General features: G+C 51.5%; 16 protein-coding genes and 1 other annotated feature. All 16 genes read right to left on the bottom strand.

The genetic code is table 11. From position 1 onward, the window contains the following. Position 1: 1 nt before the first annotated feature. Positions 2-1,387 carry a bifunctional folylpolyglutamate synthase/dihydrofolate synthase gene (locus ACN6MW_RS22725; protein WP_419872181.1) on the bottom strand — a complete coding sequence of 462 codons (1,386 nt, stop codon included), beginning with the start codon at positions 1,385-1,387 and terminating at the stop codon, positions 2-4. A gap of 30 nt (positions 1,388-1,417) precedes the next feature. Further along, entirely contained in the window at positions 1,418-4,060 is a 2,643-nt protein-coding gene (locus ACN6MW_RS22720) for a valine--tRNA ligase (protein ID WP_419872180.1), read from the bottom strand. Positions 4,061-4,117: 57 nt separating this feature from the next. After that, positions 4,118-4,358 (bottom strand) — a binding site (T-box leader). Between the two features lie 119 nt (positions 4,359-4,477). Then, complete coding sequence (locus ACN6MW_RS22715; RefSeq protein WP_419872179.1) at positions 4,478-5,779, bottom strand: LysM peptidoglycan-binding domain-containing protein; 1,302 nt, start codon at positions 5,777-5,779, stop codon at positions 4,478-4,480. 89 nt (positions 5,780-5,868) lie between these two features. Further along, positions 5,869-6,873 carry an RluA family pseudouridine synthase gene (locus ACN6MW_RS22710; RefSeq protein WP_419872178.1) on the bottom strand — a complete coding sequence of 335 codons (1,005 nt, stop codon included), beginning with the start codon at positions 6,871-6,873 and terminating at the stop codon, positions 5,869-5,871. 84 nt (positions 6,874-6,957) lie between these two features. Continuing rightward, entirely contained in the window at positions 6,958-8,259 is a 1,302-nt protein-coding gene (gene hemL / locus ACN6MW_RS22705) for a glutamate-1-semialdehyde 2,1-aminomutase (protein WP_419872177.1), read from the bottom strand. 3 nt (positions 8,260-8,262) lie between these two features. After that, positions 8,263-9,261 (bottom strand): porphobilinogen synthase, encoded by a 999-nt coding sequence (gene hemB / locus ACN6MW_RS22700; RefSeq protein WP_364144542.1) that lies wholly within the window; start codon positions 9,259-9,261, stop codon positions 8,263-8,265. A gap of 6 nt (positions 9,262-9,267) precedes the next feature. Then, positions 9,268-10,833 (bottom strand): uroporphyrinogen-III C-methyltransferase, encoded by a 1,566-nt coding sequence (gene cobA, locus ACN6MW_RS22695; protein WP_419872176.1) that lies wholly within the window; start codon positions 10,831-10,833, stop codon positions 9,268-9,270. 5 nt (positions 10,834-10,838) lie between these two features. Beyond that, a complete protein-coding gene (gene hemC / locus ACN6MW_RS22690) occupies positions 10,839-11,807 on the bottom strand; it encodes a hydroxymethylbilane synthase (protein ID WP_419872175.1) in 969 nt (322 codons plus the stop codon). Next, positions 11,807-12,451 (bottom strand): precorrin-2 dehydrogenase/sirohydrochlorin ferrochelatase family protein, encoded by a 645-nt coding sequence (locus tag ACN6MW_RS22685; protein WP_419872174.1) that lies wholly within the window; start codon positions 12,449-12,451, stop codon positions 11,807-11,809. The genes hemC and ACN6MW_RS22685 overlap by 1 nt, the downstream gene beginning before the upstream one ends. Positions 12,452-12,487: 36 nt before the next feature. Continuing rightward, positions 12,488-13,300, bottom strand: a complete 813-nt coding sequence (gene ccsA, locus ACN6MW_RS22680) for a cytochrome c biogenesis protein CcsA (RefSeq protein ID WP_419872173.1) — start codon at positions 13,298-13,300, stop codon at positions 12,488-12,490. A 22-nt stretch (positions 13,301-13,322) separates the two neighbouring features. Continuing rightward, positions 13,323-14,705 carry a glutamyl-tRNA reductase gene (gene hemA, locus ACN6MW_RS22675; protein ID WP_364143306.1) on the bottom strand — a complete coding sequence of 461 codons (1,383 nt, stop codon included), beginning with the start codon at positions 14,703-14,705 and terminating at the stop codon, positions 13,323-13,325. A gap of 199 nt (positions 14,706-14,904) precedes the next feature. After that, positions 14,905-15,303, bottom strand: a complete 399-nt coding sequence (gene speD / locus ACN6MW_RS22670; protein WP_054027216.1) for an adenosylmethionine decarboxylase — start codon at positions 15,301-15,303, stop codon at positions 14,905-14,907. 280 nt (positions 15,304-15,583) lie between these two features. Continuing rightward, positions 15,584-16,249: a YjgB family protein gene (locus ACN6MW_RS22665; RefSeq protein ID WP_419872172.1), complete on the bottom strand. Its 666-nt coding sequence runs from the start codon at positions 16,247-16,249 to the stop codon at positions 15,584-15,586. Between the two features lie 155 nt (positions 16,250-16,404). After that, positions 16,405-16,995, bottom strand: coding sequence for a non-ribosomal peptide synthetase module (locus tag ACN6MW_RS22660; RefSeq protein WP_419872171.1), 591 nt, complete (start codon positions 16,993-16,995; stop codon positions 16,405-16,407). Positions 16,996-17,208: 213 nt separating this feature from the next. Further along, a complete protein-coding gene (gene yihA, locus ACN6MW_RS22655; protein ID WP_364143316.1) occupies positions 17,209-17,796 on the bottom strand; it encodes a ribosome biogenesis GTP-binding protein YihA/YsxC in 588 nt (195 codons plus the stop codon). Continuing rightward, positions 17,793-20,162 (bottom strand): endopeptidase La, encoded by a 2,370-nt coding sequence (gene lon / locus ACN6MW_RS22650; RefSeq protein ID WP_419872170.1) that lies wholly within the window; start codon positions 20,160-20,162, stop codon positions 17,793-17,795. Before lon ends, yihA begins: the two co-directional genes overlap by 4 nt. Positions 20,163-20,199 lie beyond the last annotated feature (37 nt).

The raw sequence follows: 20,199 nt of genomic DNA, 5'->3' as shown, positions 1-20,199 counted from the left end.
TTCACCAACCTTTTTCAGAATCCGAGTCATACAAAATGCGGGAGCGAACGTCAGCAATTAAATAAAGCGTGCCTGTTACGACCCCGAGGTCTGTTTCCCCGGTTAACTGTTGTAGTTTTTGTAATGCTGTATGCCAATTTTGTTCTACTACAAGCTCAAAAGCATACTTATCCGGCTGCTGCTGCCGCATTTCATGCACCAATTCAGCCAATGCAGAGGCTTCTTTTTTCATTCGAAAATCAGGCTCGGTCACAATAAGCGTATCCACTATTGGTAGTATATGCTTAAGTACTTCCTGATGATTCTTATTCTCCAGCATCCCCATCATCAAATGTAAACGGTCATACTTATATGTGTTGGCCAGCGCATCCGCGAGCGATTCCGCGCCTTCAGGATTATGTGCGCCGTCGATCAGAATGCGGGGCTGCTGCGATACCATTTCCAGGCGTCCTGGCCATGCCGCTGCTTTCAGTCCTTCTGCCAAAATATCATCTTCGACCACTAACGCATTGTATTGGCGCAGCACCTCAAGGGTCATAACCGCAACGGCTGCATTGGTCCGTTGATGTGCGCCGTTTAGCGTGATCGTTAACGGCTCGATGCTGCGGAATAAATTATCAAAGCGGAAGGTTTGCTCGTTTTCGCGAACCGAAAGCGCCGTTTCATGGAAATGCTCCCCGAGCAGGTAAAGCGTGCTTTTCTTCTCCGCTGCAACACGCTTGATGACATCAACCGCCTCAGGCTGTGCTACCGCGCTAATGACTGGAATCCCAGCTTTGATGATGCCGGCCTTCTCGCTCGCCACGGCTTCGATGGTATCGCCGAGCCGGTCCATATGGTCATGGCCGATATTCGTAATCACCGTTACGACAGGCTGCACAATATTCGTCACGTCAAGACGTCCGCCAAGGCCAGTCTCCCATACGACATAATCGGGATAAGTAACCTTCGCGTAAAAAAGAATGGCAAGCGCGGTCGATACTTCAAACATCGTTGGCGAGCCAAGCTCCGTTTCCGCAAGCGCCTCAACATGGGGCTTCAGCTCATTCGCCAGCCGAAGCAGCGTTTCTTCTTCTATATCGATGCCGTTATATTGAAAACGGTTCGTGAATTTCGTAATATACGGCGATGTAAACGTTCCTACGTCATATCCGCCGCGCAGCAAAACGCTGGTCAGATACGCGCAAGTCGAGCCTTTGCCGTTCGTTCCTGCAATGTGAATAAATTTTAGTCTGCGATGCGGATTTTCTAACAGCTCCATCAGCTTTTCAATCCGTTCAAGACCCGGACGAATACCGAATGGAATAAGCCCGTTGATCCAATCCACCGCTTCCCGGTAGGATTGCAGCGGCCCTTCCGGCCGCTGCTCTATCTGTTGATTCGTCATCCTAATCGTACCTTCTTCCGTTTTGCAGCGTTATCCGCGCAATTCCGCAATTCTAGCAAGTACCTTGTCGCGTTTATCTGCATAATCGTTCATTTTGGCGCGCTCTTCGTCAATGACTTTAGCCGGTGCCTTCGCTACGAAGCCCTCATTGCCAAGTTTCTTCTCGACCCGCTCCACCTCAGCGTTCAAATGCTGGTGCTCCTTCTCAAGACGGGCGATTTCCTGCTCGATATCGATCAAGCCTGCAAGCGGCAAATAGAGCTCGGCTCCGGTTAGGATAGCCGTCATTGCTTTGTCCGGCGCGTTGACATGAAGGCCGGTCTCCAAGCTTGAAGTACCGCAGAAACGTTTAATGAACTCTTCATTGCGGGACATGATTGCCGCTTCCGCCTCGCTGGACGGCTTGATCAGCATTTCAATCTTTTTGCTCATCGGCACGTTCACTTCCGCACGGATGTTCCGCACCGCGCGGATCATTTCCATCAACAGCTCCATTTCTTTAACGGCATCCGGCGCCTCAAGCGCCTTGTCATATACCGGCCATTCAGCCAATGTGATCGTGTCGCCTTGATGAGGCAAATGCTGCCAAATCTCTTCGCTGATATACGGCATGAACGGGTGAATCAGACGCTGCGTGCGGTCAAGCACGTACGCGAGCACCGATTGCGTTGCCTTTTTGGCGGCTTCGTCCGTGCCATAAAGGCTAAGCTTAGCGAATTCAATGTACCAGTCGCAAAGGTCATCCCATATGAAGTTGTACAGGATCCGTCCGGTTTCGCCGAATTCATAGCTCTCGATTAGACGGGTCACGTCACGAACGGTTTCATTCAAGCGATGCAAAATCCAACGGTCTGCCGTGCCTAGGTTAACCGTAATATCAATATCCCCGGCTTCAACGCCTTCTAGATTCATCAGCGCAAAGCGCGAGGCATTCCATATCTTGTTCGCAAAGTTACGCGCTTGCTCAACCTTCTCCCAGCGGAAACGCAAATCCTGTCCCGGCGTGCTGCTTGTCGAAATCATATAGCGCATCGCATCCGCGCCGTACTTCTCAATAACCTCAAGCGGATCAACGCCGTTGCCCTTTGACTTCGACATCTTCTGACCTTCGGAGTCGCGAACGAGACCGTGAATCAGCACATCCTTGAACGGAGACTGCTCCGTAAACTCAAGCGCCGTAAAGATCATCCGCGCCACCCAGAAATAGATGATATCATAGCCCGTTACAAGCACATCCGTCGGGTAAAAACGTTTCAGATCCTCCGTTTGATCCGGCCAGCCGAGCGTCGAGAACGGCCACAGCGCGGAGCTGAACCAAGTATCGAGCACGTCGTTGTCCTGGCTAAGGTGATCTCCTGCCATGTCCTCGCGGGAAACATGCATCTCGCCGGTCGTTTCGTCATACCAAGCCGGAATTCGGTGGCCCCACCACAGCTGCCTGGAAATACACCAATCGCGTACGTTTTCGATCCAATGCAAATAAATCTTCTCGAATCTCTCCGGTACGAAATTGACGCCCTTACCAGCCTTCTGGGCCGCGATCGCTGCTTCGGCAAGAGGCTTCATGGCTACGAACCATTGCGTGGAAAGGTACGGCTCTACTACCGCGCCGCTGCGCTCGCTGTGTCCAACCTGGTGCACATGATCTTCGATCTCGACGCATACGCCCTGCTCCTGCAAATCCTTGACGAGCTGCTTGCGGCAATCCGCGCGGTCAAGGCCCTGATACGGACCCGCTTCCGCATTCATCGTGCCCGTCTCGTCCATGACAATAATCTGCGGCAGGCCGTGGCGCTCGCCTACCTCAAAATCATTCGGATCATGGGCCGGCGTTATTTTTACCGCGCCTGAACCGAATTCTTTATCTACATACTCGTCGGCGATAATCGGAATCTCACGCCCAACAACCGGAAGTACGATCATCTGGCCGATCAGATGCTTATAGCGGTCATCTTCGGGATGGACGGCAACCGCCGAGTCGCCGAGCATCGTTTCCGGACGTGTCGTTGCAACGGTAATAAAGCCTGATCCGTCTTTAAGCGGATATTGGAGATGATACAAATGCCCGTTAATCTCTTTATGCTCAACTTCGATATCGGATAGGGCCGTGCGAGCGGCAGGATCCCAGTTAATGATTTTTTTGCCGCGGTAAATCAAGCCCTTCTCGTAGAGACGGACAAACACCTCGCGGACAGCCTTCGAGAGACCTTCGTCAAGCGTAAACCGTTCTCTTGAATAGTCGAGGGAAAGGCCCATTTTCGCCCATTGGTCGCGAATCGTATTCGCATACTCATCCTTCCATTCCCACACCTTCTCCAGGAAGGCTTCACGGCCAAGATCGTAACGGGAGATCCCTTGCTCCCGCAGCTTTTGCTCCACTCTTGTTTGAGTCGCTATCCCTGCGTGGTCTGTTCCCGGCAGCCAAAGCGCATCATACCCCTGCATCCGCTTTGTTCGGATCAAAATATCCTGCAGCGTAAAATCCAACGCATGACCGATATGCAGCATTCCGGTAACGTTAGGCGGCGGTATGACAATCGTATAGGTTTCCGCATCCGGGCGTTTGCCTGCCTCGAAAAATTTTCCCTGCATCCAGTAATCGTACCATTTCTGCTCGGCTGCCTTCGGATCATAGGTTGTCGGCATTGCCGTTGTCGTTTGATTTTCTGACATTCGTTCCATCCTCCATAAATCGATCTGCAAAAACAAAAAAAACCTATCGCCCTTATCATAAAGGACGAAAGGTTTAGCTTCCGTGGTACCACCTTTGTTCCACGCGAACAAGATCCGCATGACACTCAAACAGATAACGGCTGCGGCCGGCCTGACTTCGGTAGAGCACAGGTTGCTCGTACTTGGCTCAGGCAACTCCGGGGCGACTCGTAGCAGTCACTTCCTGCGGAACCTCTCAGCGTAACGGTTCCACTCTCTGAAGGCTTTGCTGCATACTATTCCCCTTCAACGTCGTTATAACGCATATATATCTTTAATCATACCTTTGTTACACGGCTGAGTCAACCAAACACACGCAAGAAATGCCCCTATCGCTCAACTTTTTGAGCAATAAGGGCATTTTCGCCAATCTTAACCTTATGGAATATATAATAGCTGTCCTTCCGACACGCTGGAATCATCCAAACGGTTATAAATTAGAATTTCTCTCGGATTTAAGCTGTATCGCGAGGCGATGACTTCCAGTGTCTCATCCCGCTGTACGATACACATTCTGATTTTACGGAATTCCGTATCCTCGGAGCGTTTGCCAAGAAATAAGTTTTTCCATTCAATCTCGTCACCCGATGCTTGAACCCGTGCTTGTTCATCTGCCCGCTGCTGCGCGATAACCTGCTCGGCAGCCTCGCGGACCGCCTGCTCGCGCCTGCTCGTTTGGAGCAGCGTGAGTATGCCGACATCGGCAGGCAAGCCTGTTCCGTCTTGAGGCTGCTTGCCTGAAAAAGCAATCCGCAGCTCTTGTTTTTCCGGTTCAGGCTCCGGCCTCTGAAGCGGCGATGCGTCTGCAAAAGGCGATGGAGGAGGCTCGGTCGCTTCCAACTCAAGCTCCTGACGCTCCTGTTCAAACGCTGCCTGCGATGCGGAGAATTCGGCTTCGTCCTGCTCCTGCTCCGCATTCTGTGCGGCCTCCGCAAACGTCGAGGACGTTGCAAGCCAGCCATCATGGCTGGTTTGCTGCGAGGCTAACGTGATTTCCCGCTCGGCGGCTTGTTCAGCTTCCTCTTCTTCCGGCTGCTGCTCAGAGGCTGCGAACAGCTGGGCCGACGACCAGCCTGATTCGGATGCTATGGACGAAATCGTCACCGTAGCTTCTTGCTCATCCGACAGTTCCGGCTGCTGCTGGTATAGAATTTCCTCTGGCGCAGCAAAAGGATTCTCTTCCGCTATGTACGGCTGTTCGTTAGCGGCATTCTGATTAAATATAAACTCCGATGGGCTCTCGTCAAATACTTCCCTCTGATGTACGACTGTGAACGGTTCTTCCCGCCACATTTCTTCCTGTTCTTGAACCGGCTGGGCAGAAATCCCGCGCAGGGATAAAACGCCCGTAATGTTCAAGGTGCGAGCGGACAATAGGTCGACGTCAAAATTATCGATTTCAATCGAAATATCGTCCAGTCGTGATATACGGTTCATCGGCAGCGTTATTTCGACCGGAATCCAATGCTCCAGCGTCAACGAGTTTTCGGAATCATTTTGACTCCTGTATACTCCGCTCAGAAGAAGCTGCCCTCTAAGAACGGCATGGTCCCCCTGGTCGATCACCTGAATACGGGGAACAAGCTCAATTTCCTCCAGCTCGTCAATTGCCGCAACATCATCGGGCAAATGGACGCGCTCATACACGTCAAAGCGTAATCCGTTCGTTTGATCCGACACGCCTCAGTCCTCCCCTCTCATACTGAATGCTTGGTCTAACGTTACATTCACTACTTATCTATATGGTAGGATGGGCAGGAGCATGACTATCAATTTGACCGATGATGTATCTTTTCTGAAAGCTCTGCCAGCCACTGCGGCCAAGGAGAAACAACTTCCTTATGCAAATCCGTCAAAGGATGCGGAAAAACCAGCTTCTCCCCATGCAGCGCCTGATGGTTCAGCAGCCGGGTATCGCCTCCGTACAAACCGTCCCCGACCAGCGGATGGCCGATATGGCTGAGATGGACCCGTATTTGATGCGTGCGTCCGGTCTCCAGTTTTACTCGTATGAGCGACATCCGGGCATTTGAAGCAACGACCTCGTAATGGCTGATTGCTTGGTCCCCGTTCCCGGAAACCCGCCGTCTTGCGCGATGGTGGCGATCCTTCCCAATCGGCGCATCAATCGTGCCTGCTGCTTTGGACAACTGCCCCTGCACCACGGCGACATAATGCCTATCGACGGCCTTTGCTCTCATCGCCTCGTCAAGTTTCCACTGGGCCAGGTCATTTTTGGCGTACAAAACAGGACCGGACGTATCGTCGTCCAAGCGATGGATATGCCGTACATTTTGCGGATCGCCTTGGCTGAGAAGATGCCTTGCAGCCGCCTCATCCAAGGTACCGCTTTGGCCCGGAACCGATCCGTGAACGGCCATTCCGGCCGGCTTGTCGAGCACGATGCAGAAATCATCCTCATAAAGCACAGGCGGCATTTCCGCCTGCGCGTGCGGGCGAATATTTCGGTAGGCAGCGTCTGTGCGCGGATCAACCGGTGGGAATGCGAGCAGCTGAAGCATGTCGCCGTTCCACTGAATGCCCCCGATCGAAAATAAACGATTAATCCACTTCTGCGGAAAAAAGGAACGGGCCAGCAGCCACTGCCGCACTAAATGCGGATGGCTGCCAGCCCGCGGCTGCGCAAGCTCCGGCAAAGCTGCCGGTTCCTTTTCCGAAATGGGATCCATGGCTGCAGTGGCGGAAATGGCCGGTAAAGCTGTCCAGTCAAGCTCCAGCCATTGTCCGTTCCTCTTCATATGACCATCAAGCATGTCATTTCCTCCCAAACGTAAATACTGAGGCGGATGCTCCGCTTCTCTTACAAGCCTTTTCCCTAACGATTAACGCGGTTCGTCTTACAGACGTCCAAATGCGATATCATGCGCTTCGATCGTAGCATCAATATCTTCATCCGTATGAACGGCGGAGACAAACATGCCTTCGAACTGGGAAGGAGCCACGCTTACACCCAAATCGAGCATCGAGGCAAAATAGGCCTTGAATCTCTCGAGGTCGGATGTTTTCGCCGATTCAAAGTTAATAACGGTCGAATCCGTGAAGAACGGGCATACCATCGAGCCGACGCGATTGATCGTGTTCGGAATGCCGTGTTTGCGCGCATTCGCTTCAAAGCCAAGCTGCAGTCTCACCGCTTGACGTTCCAGCTGCTCATAAACTTTAGGCGTAAGCAGGCTCAGCGTCGCATAGCCGGCTGCCATCGCGAGCGGATTACCGGATAAAGTACCCGCTTGATAGATAGGACCGCTAGGCGCGATCAGCTCCATCAGCTCACGCTTGCCGCCGTATGCGCCGACGGGCAATCCGCCGCCGATTACTTTGCCGAAGCAGGTGAGATCCGGCTTGATGTCATACAGTCCCTGCGCGCAGCTGTAGCCCACGCGGAAGCCCGTCATGACCTCGTCAAAAATAAGAACGCTGCCGTACTCTGACGTTACATCCCGCAAGCCCTCCAGAAAACCAGGCAATGGCGGAACGACGCCCATATTGCCGGCAACCGGCTCAACGATAACGCAGGCAATTTCTTCGCCAAACTTCTCGAAGGCGAGCTTTACCGATTCAATATCGTTGTAAGGAACCGTAATCGTATGTGAAGCAACGTGTTCAGGGACCCCTGGGCTATCTGGCAGTCCAAGCGTCGCAACACCTGAGCCTGCTTTGATCAGCAAGCTGTCCGCATGACCGTGATAAGAGCCTTCGAATTTCAAAATCTTGCTGCGCTTCGTGTAACCGCGCGCGAGCCTTAACGCGCTCATGGTCGCTTCCGTTCCCGAGTTAACCATGCGGACAATATCCACCGAAGGTACACGCTCGCAAACGAGCTCGGCCATTACCGTTTCCAGCTCTGTAGGGGCGCCGAAGCTTGTCCCCTTCTCGGCCGTCCGTTTAATGGCATCGACTACCTCCGGGTGGGCATGACCCATAATGAGCGGTCCCCATGAAGCCACATAGTCAATGTAGCTGTTGCCATCGATATCATAGATGCGGCTACCTTGCCCCCGCTCCATGTAGACCGGATTTAAACCAACCGATTTGAAAGCTCTGACGGGGCTGTTCACGCCGCCGGGAATCACCTTCTTCGCTCTTGCGAAAGCAGCAACCGACCGCTCGTCATTTCTAAGGTTCGACTTTTCACTCATTGCTTACACCTCTCCCTTTAACCAGCGTGCCGCATCCTTTGCATGATACGTGATGATGAGGTCGGCGCCGGCGCGTTTCATGCCGAGCAGGGTTTCCAAGACGATCGATTTCTCGTCAATCCAGCCATTTGCGGCCGCAGCCTTTACCATCGAGTACTCCGCGCTAACGTTATAAGCGACAACCGGCAAATTGTATTTATCCTTCAGCAGTCTCAATATATCCAAATAGGAAAGTGCGGGCTTTACCATTAGCATATCTGCGCCCTCTGCGATATCCGTCTCCGCTTCACGGAGCGCCTCGCGTACGTTCGCCGGATCCATTTGATACGTTTTGCGGTCGCCGAATTGCGGCGCGGAATGGGCGGCGTCCCGGAAAGGACCATAGTAAGCCGAAGCGAATTTTACCGAATAGGACATGATCGGAACATCGCTGAAGCCTGCATCGTCAAGTCCTTGGCGAATCGCAAGCACGAAGCCGTCCATCATATTCGAAGGCGCGATAATATCCGCGCCGGCTTCCGCTTGCGACACTGCAGTCTGGACAAGCAAATCCAAGGAAGAGTCGTTATCCACCTCGGCTATCCCTGATTCCTCATGCAAATGAACGATGCCGCAGTGGCCGTGATCGGTAAATTGGCATAAGCAGGTATCCGCTACGACCACAAGCTCCGGCGCCCACGCTTTCACCGCGCGGATAGCCTGTTGCACGATGCCGTCCGAAGCATATGCCGAGGTGCCAAGAGCATCCTTGTGCTCGGGAAGGCCAAACAGCAGTACGGATTGGATGCCTGCCTCAACGACATCGCGGATCTCTTGCTCCAAAAGATCCATCGAAAGATGATAGACGCCCGGCATCGATGGAATTTCTTCTTTTATATTATGGCCATGCGTTACGAAAATCGGATAAATAAAATCATTAACGCTCAGCACCGTTTCCCTTACAAGGTTTCGAAGTGCGGCGGTTTTGCGCAGTCTGCGGTTTCTTACTGTCGGAAAACTCATCATTTATTATTCCTCCCTTACCGTCATGGCAAGTTGTTTTTGTTGATAATCCACGATCGCCTGAAGCAGGCCGTCCAGCGTCGAATCCTCAGGCTCAATGGTTACCTTTAGTCCTGCCGCGACTGCCGTCTTGGTCGTGATGGGACCCATGCTGGCAATCGGTATTCCCGCAAGAAACTCCACCGGATCCGTGATCCCTTTGCGTCTCAATACTTCAAGCAGATTGGTTACGGTGGAGGAGCTCGTGAATGTGATCATATGTATCTCTTTTTCAAGAATCCATTCGAGCGCGAGCTCATCCTGCTGCTCTGCAAGCACCGTTTCGTATACATCTATCTCGGTCGCAAGAAGGCCCAAGGCGTTCAGCTCGCGCGGCAATACTTCGCGGGCAAGATCGCCTCGCGGCAGCAGTACCCGCTCTCCCGCTTTGAGCTGCGGACTAAGCTGCTCAAGCAAACCTTCCGCATGGAACTTCATCGGAAGCTCCTCGGCAATCAAGCCGCGGGCAGCCAGCGCTGCCGCTGTCTTAGGGCCTACCGCCGCAATTTTGGCGCCAAAAAATCTTCTGATATCGATTTGGAATTTACGAAGCCAGCCAAAGAAATACTCTACGCCATTTACGCTGGTGAACATCAACCAGTGATATTGCTCTGCCAGCTCAAGTTTCTCGCGAAGGGCTTCAACCGCTTCCGGAGCCGAAGGCTCGATCGTCTCAATGACGGGAAACTCGCAGGGCTCTCCGCCCAGCGTTTCGATTTGGTCCGCGAGCTCGCTCGCCTGCGCTCTAGCTCTCGTCACAAGCACGCGCAGGCCGAATAACGGCTTGTTCTCGTACCATTTCAGCTTTTCGCGTTGAAGTACAACCTCGCCCACGACAATTACGGCCGGAGGCTGAAAATTCGCCGCTTTAACGATTTCCTCGATCGTCTCCAGCGTTCCCACAATGGTACGCTGCTCAACCCGCGTACCCCAGCGCACAAGCGCAACAGGCGTTTGCGGCTGCTTGCCGTGCTTCATCAGCTGATCCGCAATATATCCTATTTTGGCAACGCCCATCAGGAAAATAAGCGTTCCCGTTGCATTCGTAACTTTATCCCAATGAATGGAACGGTCAAGCTTATCCGGGCTCTCATGCCCCGTAATAATAGACAACGATGAAGCAAAATCACGGTGCGTCACCGGAATACCCGCATAAGCAGGTACGGCAATCGCAGAGGTAATGCCGGGTACGATCTCAAACTCGATTCCGTTATCATAAAGCAGCTCAGCTTCTTCTCCGACACGTCCGAATATCGTTGGATCGCCGCCCTTAAGGCGTGTGACAATCTTGCCCTGCAGCGCCAAGTCTACAAGAAGCTGGTTGATATCCTCCTGCTTCATCGTATGGCGGTCAGGCAGCTTTCCGACATAGATCCGCTCCGTCCCCTGCTTTACATAACGAAGCAATCTAGGGCTCGCTAACCGGTCATATACGACAACGTCGCATTCCTCCAGGCATTGCAGTCCTCGAACCGTAATCAGCTTTGGATCTCCCGGTCCAGCGCCAACCAAGTATACCTTCCCCTTGTCCAAGCTTGTCATCCCCCAATTTCAGCTAAAATACGGTCCGCGCCGCGTGCGACGAGTGCTGCTGCAACATCCTTGCCCAGCTGCTCAGGATCAGTCCCCTGCATGACTTCCTTCAACAGTGTCGCTCCGTCAGGCGAGCCGACCATTCCTGTCATCGTCAGATTGCGTGTGCCGTTTTGGCCTTCAACCTCTTCGCCCATGATGCAGTATGCGCCAATCGGAACTTGGCAGCCGCCGTTCAGGGACCCTAAGAAGCTGCGTTCCGCGCGAACGGTAAGCTCGGTTTCCTTATCGTTAAATAAACCAAGCAGCTCCCGAATCTGCTTGTCGTTCTCGCGGCATTCTATGCCAAGCGCGCCTTGCCCGACAGCGGGCAAGCATACGTCTACGGGGATATTCGCGGATATCCTGTCCTGCCAGCCCATGCGCGTTAGACCCGCAGATGCAAGCACGACCGCATCGAAGCCTTCGGTTTCCAGCTTACGGATACGGGAATCGATGTTCCCGCGAATGGATTCCAACTGCAGATCCGGTCTCGCGTTTTTGAGCTGGCAGGAACGGCGAAGGCTGCTCGTCCCGACTCTCGCGCCTTGAGGCAGATCATCGAGTCCGCCGCCATGGCGGGTAACCAGGCAGTCTCTCGGATCAACGCGCTTCGGAATCGCTCCGTTCATTAATCCTTCCGGCAGCTCGTAAGGCATGTCTTTCATGCTATGAACCGCCAAATCGATCTCGCCGTCCATAAGCGCTTGTTCGATTTCCTTTACAAACAAGCCTTTCCCGCCAACCTTGGACAACGTGACATCCAGGATCCGGTCTCCTTTGGTTACGATCTTTTTCACTTCGAACGCGTAATCAAAGCCATGCTTCTCGCTAATCCTTTTCAGCTCGTCGATCACTTGCCCGGTCTGCGTCAATGCGAGCGCGCTTTGCCTTGTCCCTACAACGATGACGCGTTTTCCTTGATTATTCTCCATTATGTAAGCCCCCTGTCTATCCGATGAAGCAGGCTCTGCAGCCACTCCTCGATGTCCATATTATGCCGTTTATGCTGCATGGCTTCTTCCGCCGCAAGCTTCAGTACGGCTTGACGCTGCCGCTCATCCAAGCCTTTGCTAAATACCGCTTCGCGCAAGCGGCGAAGCTGTGCGGTTATTTCTTCGTATTCCGGGCCATATTGCGCCGCAAGCTCCTTCTTGATCCGCTGGGATAAAGCCGGGCTTGCTCCCGATGCGGTAACAGAAAGCAGCAAATCCCCTCGTCGCAAGGTCGAGGGGGAAATAAACGAGCCATTGCCCGCCTCATCCGCCGTATTGACCAAAATGCCAAGCCGCTCCGCCGCGGCAGCAATAACGGCGTTTACGCGTTTATCATTTGTTGCCGCAAAAACCAGCCGCGCTCCGCTTAGGTCGCCTTCCTCATACTCTCTCTGGCAGCTGTTAATTTTCCCCTCGGCCGCTAAGTCTGCCATTTTGGGGGTTAACAACGGGCTGATCACCCACACGTCATCCGCTCCGGCATCCAGAAGACCCAGCAGCTTCCGCTCTGCGATGGCGCCGCCGCCGATAACAACGCAGCGTCTGCCTCTAAGCTGCATAAATACCGGATAAAAACCATTCATCGGAGCATTGCCTCCCATGCTTCGTTCGATTGTCCGTTAATGGAATGAGGAAAAATAATTCGAGAATAAATTCAGGAGCAGCAATCCGAACGAAAATATGTACAGCCGCGCCAGCTGGAGTCCAGGCCGCTTCAGCATGGCTCTCTGATACACGTAGATGATATATACGATCAAAGTCCCAAAGGATGAAAGCACCTTCCAGTCCAGCAGCAGAGAGGGCCGTCCTTCGACGAGCAATGAGGTCACTGCGATAGCAAGCGACATGGCAAGCAAAGGAACACCGATTATGACAGCCCGGTCGCCGTAGCGTTCAATCATATCCAAGCTTGGCAGCCTGCGAACAAAGTTGGTCCATCGTTTTCGTTTCAACTGATTGTGCAAAAACAAATACATGCCCGCGAACAAGGCTCCGACCGTCAATGCTGCGTAAGCGCATAGCACTAGACTGATATGGATGTATAACAGCTCTCTTGTTGTCTTCCATACCCCCAGCGACTCGCCGTTTCCGGGATTGCTGTAGAGATTCAACGCCAACACGGCAAAACCGACGACATTAACGAAAAACACGATAAAATCAATTTTGATAAACCGGCTGATGACTAACGATATCGTAACTAAAAGCCAAGAAAATCCTAACCAATATTCGAATGCCGTTACGGCGGTCATTTGCAAATGCGACACGATGCGGGAAACTAAATAACCAGTCTGTAATACCCAAACAAAAATAAGCAGCCCTGTACCCATCCGTTTCGCTCTCCGACTTGCATTCATAAAGTCGGAGAAGTAAAACAGCAGGCTCAGGGCGTAAATATAAAGTATCGCATCATATAAAAAGTTTTGCGTCACCATAGCTCCTCCACCTTGCAGCCCTCTATCTTGTAATAGGTGCTAATACCGCCGCAGCTGCATGGGGTTGAACATTTTTCTTTTTTGCTGCAGCGACAGTATCTGTTGCCGCTTCAAGCTCCGCTTGACGCGTTTTAGCAAGCTCATCCTCCAGTGCAAACAGCTTAACGAACATGTCCATCGCTTCGTCCGCCCGTTTCTCACCGGCCATTTCTTTGATACGCAAAATCGGGTCCTGCATCATTTGGTTCACAATGCTCTTCGTAAGCTTGCGGATGACCTTCAGCTCATGCTCGCCAAGATCAGGCAGCTTGTTCGTCAAGCTGTTCATCGTCTCCTCATGAATGCCGGCCGCTTTGGTTTGCAGTGAACGGATAAGCGGAACTACGCCTAACGTTTTGTACCACTGCTCAAACAATTCCATTTCCTCCGCAATCATAGCTTCGATCTTGGCAGCCTCCTGACGGCGATGCTCCAAGTTGCTCTCCACTATGCCTTCCAAATCGTCGATATCGTACAGGAAGACGTTCTCGACTGCTGCGATCGACGGATCCAGATCGCGCGGAACCGCAATATCGATCATAAAGAGCGGCTTCGCTTTTCTGCGCTGCATGGCAGACGCAACCTGTTGGCGCGTTAGCACGTAGCCATCCGAGCCTGTCGAACTGATAATAATATCCGCTTCATGCAGTTTCTCTCCCGCTTCTTCCATGGACCAGGCAACACCGTTAAACTTGTCAGCCAGCTGAGTTGCCCGTTCATACGTCCGGTTAACGACGACGACACGGTCCGCGCCGTTCGCGTACAAATGCTTAGCGGTAAGCTCGCCTGTCTCGCCAGCGCCGATAACCATGACGGTTTTTTTATTGAATTGTCCAAAAATCCGTTTGCCAAGCTCGACTGCGGCATAGCTGACGGAAACCGCCGATTCGCCGATCGACGTTTCGGAATGGGCACGCTTTGCTAACGTAACGGCTTGTTTAAACAGCATATTAAAAACAGTGCCAGTGGTCTTCTGCTGCTGCGCGAGCAGGAAGGCGTTTTTCACTTGGCCCAAAATTTGCGTTTCGCCAATGACCATCGAATCAAGCCCGCTGGTAACCCGGAACAAATGATCGATTGCCTTCTCGTCCTCATACATATATAAATGGTTAGTGAAATGCTCTCTTGGCAGCTTGAACCATTTTTCCATAAAGCTGCGAATGTAATGCCCGCATAGATGGTGCCTGTCTACTACCGCATAAAGCTCCGTACGATTGCAGGTCGCTACTATGACACATTCCATTATGCTTTGTGTCTGAATGAGCTGGATCAATGCCTCCGGCAAATCCCTTTCCGCGAACGCAAATTGTTCTCTTACTTCTACGGGAGCCGTTCGATAATTCAGTCCTACTGCGATAATGTGCATGCGCGGTCACCTGCCTCCTTCTCCTATGCTCATAAGCCATTGATGTTATCGATTATTATAGCATAGTTAGATCTTCAGATAATGTTCATTTATGAATAATATTTGAAAAGTACAGTCTCATTATTCCCTATTCATGCAAAGAAATAACCATGGATATCATCCATGGTTATTTCGCTATGAGTAATAAGTTTTAAAGCTCCTATACGAGCTCAGTTTGTTTCATCTTTGGTTCTTCCACTTGCAGTTCGCCCATACCGCGTACAAGCTTCTTCGCATAAGTTGCCTTTGGCTTCAGTACAGCGAGCATGTAGTCGATCGCAAGCTGAGGATCTACAGTTTCACCGCAGGTATAACAGTCTAGCGCAGCAAAGCCTCTCTCTGGATACGTATGAATCGAGAGGTGACTCTCCGACAGCAGCACGAGCACAGTTGCGCCTTGAGGATCGAATTGTTTTGCTTGAACCGACAATACAGTAGCACCACATGCTTCAGCAGCCTCTACCATGTGTGATTGCAAAAATTCAGCGCTGTTCAGTAGATCAAAGTCTACACCCCAAGTATCAACAGCAACGTGTCTTCCGAAAGTTGAGTATTCCATCTTCCGGTTCCCCCTTCCTAGGAATAAAATGTTTGAAAAATTTCATCCGCTAGGACCTACGTCATTCACTTCTCGAGGGATTAATCTCTCGCAACATAACTATGTCCTGAGTGAATCCTGGTTCCTATTATTTTCATCAACAATGTTTTCAACGAGAATAAAAATAACATCTATCCGCGATAATTGCAATAGTTTTTTTTCAAAGACCGGAATTTACTTTTTCGCGCCAGCCCCGTTTTCAATGTATGACGCAATAGCTTATCCCGCAACGGGACCTTTGTTACCCTGCCATATTATTTTTTGCATCTTCAGGGCTATATACGGAAATATGGTCCACCTGTCCCGTCGACTCGGGAATTACGAATTTCAGCAGAAACGGTTTGTTGACCTCGTAAGAATAAATGGTATCCGAGCCGCTGACCGTCCGTTCATCAGCCGTGCCGAGGGCAATCTCCAAATCCTTCAGCGTAATCGCATGTAGGCTGTCTGCATAAGATCTTACGTCAAACACGACCATGCCTTTGTTGTAACCAAAAGTAATGCCTTTGTCCGCGTAAGTTGCGTACATCCCCTTACCGGCTGATTCATTGGTATCGGCTATGCCCCATTTTTTCTCGATTTCATCATAAAGAGAAAAATGGGCGGCATATTCGCTCCCGGGAACCTGGCCTTCCTTCGCAAGGTCGTAAATCGAGCCGATCAGCACGGCGGTCTCAGACACGCCAGTCCCGGCTTTGCCATCATTGCTGTCCAAAGGCTCGCCTGGCTTCTCAGACGGCTCAGCGCTCGGCTGAGAAGCCGTATCCGGCTGCTCGCTCGGCATCTCCGTTGCGGGCAGCGGCGCCGGATCCATATTCGCATCCTCTCCGCTGCATGCCGTCAAGGATATTGCAATCGCAAAGGTCATGCCGATTGCAAACTGTTTGAATCGTTTGGTTTGATTCATTATTGTCATCTCCTGTTTGATGTCTCTAAGTTAGTTCTTTACCCTGCTACTAACAGCTAAAACATAAAAAAGGTTGCACTTCGCCCAGTTGAAAAATAATAGAAATAAAAAAGAAGCCGCGGCAGCGGCTTCTCTATTCGACTTATTCCTAATGCTTAAGCTTCCAAAATGAACAGTTTTCTCGTCAGATCGCTTAGACGAGCATCAATTTTTCCGATTTCATCCGCTTCCTTCGTTTGGTTGCGGAGATCGAGCAGTTCGTTGACCGCGCTGCTGATCAGACCGATTTCACGCTCGATCAGACGGCTGCGGAAGACTCTCTCCAGCTGCCCCAGCGTGTCCTTGAATTCGAACACGACTCGGTCACCCGTTTTAGAGCTTTCGACAATTTGGTGAACGGAACCATTCTTATAATGATAGATCATCGTATAATGACTGTAGATTCGGTTGACGATCGCGTTGCCGCGGAAAGCCGAAAGCGCTTTTCGCAAGGCATTGGTCAGCCTCGGTTGAACAAGACGGCAAGATAATACGCATACATAATAGTCTTGTTGACGTTCAAAGGTCAGTCGGACTTCTTCCCTCCCTGCTACATCTTCGAGAACGAGCTCCTGATTCCCATTGTCGAGCACCAACACCTGAAGGTGAATTTGCTGCTCTTCGAATAAACGGATAAATTCAGCCATCTCTTCATTCGTCAATTGCAGTTTGGCATTTACATACTCTGTGGCTAGCCGCTTAGCCATAAAAATCTCCTCAATTCTTTGAACTTGCACGCTTTGGTCTTGTAACACTGGTCTTGTTGCTTAAGTATATTATACGTGATCCGAACATTTTATTCCTGCCGTTCATCCCCGATATTCTCGCATATTTCACAGAATAACGGTAGAATTCACGAGGAAAGCCGACTTTTTCACTGTATCCTCTGCTTTATATAAGAACTTGCTGCACTTGCTACCTCATGTAGCAATCGCCTCGGTGATGATCTCCCAAAGCTGCTCTCTTCCAATACCCAATTCCGAAGAAAATAAAACAACCGAATCGCGCGGATCTGCTTCAAGCGTCTTTTTGATCATCTTGATATGCTTGTCCCATTTCGACTTCGGAATCTTATCTGCCTTCGTTGCGACAATACAGGTTGGAATCTCATAGTGCTTCAGCCACTTATACATTTGCTGGTCCTGCTGCGAAGGCTCATGCCGAATGTCGATGACAAGCAGCTGCAGCTTAAGCGGCTCGCGGTCGCGAATGTACCGCTCGATCATTTCCCCGAACTGCACGCGCTGCGTCTTCGACACCTTGGCATAACCATAGCCCGGAAAGTCGACCAAATAAATCAGGTCATTTACCCGGTAATAGTTTAGCTGCTGCGTTTTACCCGGCTGCGAGCTGGTTCTTGCTAAGTTTTTGCGTAAAATAAGCTTATTAATCAATGAAGATTTTCCTACATTCGAACGCCCTGCCAGAGCAATCTCTGGCAAGGCGTCCTCTGGGTATTGATGTGGTTTTACTGCGCTGATGACGAACTGGGCTTGTGTAATTTTCATAAAATCGTTGTACCTGCCTTCTCCTCCGTTTGAACCGGAAGCAACGCATGCTGCAGCACTTCATCCATATGACTGACAGGAAAAAATTGCATATCATGACGTACGCTATCGGGAATATCCCCTAAATCCCGTTCATTTTCTTTCGGCAACACAATCGTGCGGATACCTGCACGATGCGCTGCGAGCGATTTTTCTTTCAAACCGCCGATCGGCAGCACCCGTCCTCTTAGCGTGATTTCGCCCGTCATCGCCACTTCCTTGTTTACAAAGCGGTTAGTAAGAGCCGAAATAAGCGCTGTCGCGATTGTAATGCCTGCTGACGGCCCATCCTTCGGAATGGCCCCTTCGGGAATATGAATATGAATATCGTTTTTCTCATGGAAGCTTGGATCAATGCCAAGCTCGACCGCTTTCGAGCGCGTATAGCTGAATGCCGCCTGAGCCGATTCCTTCATGACATCACCTAGTTTACCAGTTAACGTTAGCTTTCCGCTACCCGGCATGACGGTAACTTCGATAACAAGCGTGTCTCCGCCAACCTCTGTCCATGCCAGACCGGTTACTGCGCCGATTTGATTTTCGCTTTCGGCAAGCCCATAGCGGAACTTCGAAGGCCCGAGCCATTCTTTCAGCAGCTCGCTTGTAAGCTCAAGCGGCTCGACGGCTTCCGCTTGTTCTTTGGATACGAAATACTTTGCCGCTTTGCGGCATACCGCGGCAATCTGCTGCTCCAAATTACGTACGCCGGACTCGCGGGTATATTCCCTAACCAGCTGCAGAAGCACCTGTTCGGTCACAAGGAGCTGTTCCTCCGTTAAGCCGTGCTCCTTCTTCTGCTTAGGCAGCAGGTAACGCGTGCCGATTTGCAGTTTCTCAAGCTCCGTATAGCCGGGAATATACAAGACCTCCATCCGGTCAAGAAGCGGACGGGGAATATTGTGCAGCGCATTGGCCGTCGTCACGAACATGACATTCGATAAATCGAAGGGCACTTCAACAAAATGGTCGCTGAACGTGTTATTTTGTTCCGGATCAAGCACCTCAAGCAGTGCCGAAGCCGGATCTCCGCGGAAATCCATCGCCATTTTGTCAATCTCATCGAGCAGAAACACCGGATTCGACGAGCCAGCCGTCTTCATCCCCTGGATGATCCTGCCCGGCATCGCGCCTACATAGGTGCGGCGGTGGCCGCGAATCTCGGCTTCGTCGCGCACGCCGCCAAGCGAGATACGAACAAACTTGCGGCCCAGCGATTTGGCGATAGAGCGTGCCAACGAAGTTTTACCGACGCCCGGCGGCCCTACCAAGCAGAGAATCGGCCCTTTGAGCTGTTTGACCAGCTGCTGAACGGCTAAATATTCGAGCACCCGCTCCTTCGGCTTCTCCAGACCATAATGGTCATCGTTAAGAATCGCCTCTGCTTTGCTTAAGCTTAAATCATCATCCGTTGTCTTGTTCCACGGCAAGGAAAGAAGCCAATCAATATAATTGCGGATGACGCCGCCCTCAGCCGATGTCGAAGGCATCTTCTCGAGCCGGTCGATTTCCTTCTCGATTTTCTCCTTAACCAGCTCGGGAACGCCCGACTCGGCGAGCTGCGAACGCAGCTCCTCGACTTCTCCTGCACGGCCTTCCTTCTCGCCGAGCTCCTTTTGGATCGCCTTCATTTGCTCGCGCAAATAATATTCCTTCTGCGTTTTTTCCATTTGCTTCTTGACGCGTTGGTTAATTTTGCGTTCGAGCTCCAGCACCTCGCGCTCGTTGCCCAGAATATCGAGCAGCTTCTCCAGGCGCTCCCCGACATCAACCGTTTCAAGGATATCCTGCTTATCCTTGATTTTGAGCGACAAGTGGCTCGTAATCACATCCGCGAGCCTGCCCGGTTCATCGATGTCGGATACAGCCGCATACGTTTCGGGCGTAACCTTCTTCGATAATGAAATATAATGCTCGAATTGGTTTAAGACGGAGCGCATCAAGGCATCCACCTCAGGATCATCCGTCTCCTGCTCCGGCAATTCTTTTACGGATACCTCATAAAACTCGTCGTTCGGCAAATAATCCAAAATCTCCGCGCGGGAGACGCCCTCCACCAAAACGCGGATCGTGCCGTTAGGCAGCTTCAGCATTTGCCTTACTTTCGCAATCGTGCCGACTTTATATATATCTTCCTCCGTCGGCTCCTCAATGTTCACTTCAGACTGTGAACAAAGCAATATCATATGATCTTCGACCATCGAGCGTTCTAGCGCCCGAACCGATTTGTCCCTACCCACATCAAGGTGGAGCACCATGCTGGGATAAACGAGTAGCCCTCTTAGCGGAAGCAAGGGCAGCCGACGACCTTTCGATTTACTAGGTCCCACACCAGCACCTCCAATTGTTAACGTCTACCCTAGTTTA

This window comes from Pristimantibacillus sp. PTI5 (assembly GCF_048572955.1).
In the GTDB taxonomy this organism is placed as follows: Bacteria; Bacillota; Bacilli; order Paenibacillales; family Paenibacillaceae; genus Pristimantibacillus.
Note: the sequence above shows the minus strand (reverse complement) of the source record. Positions and strands in the feature narration are given on the sequence as shown.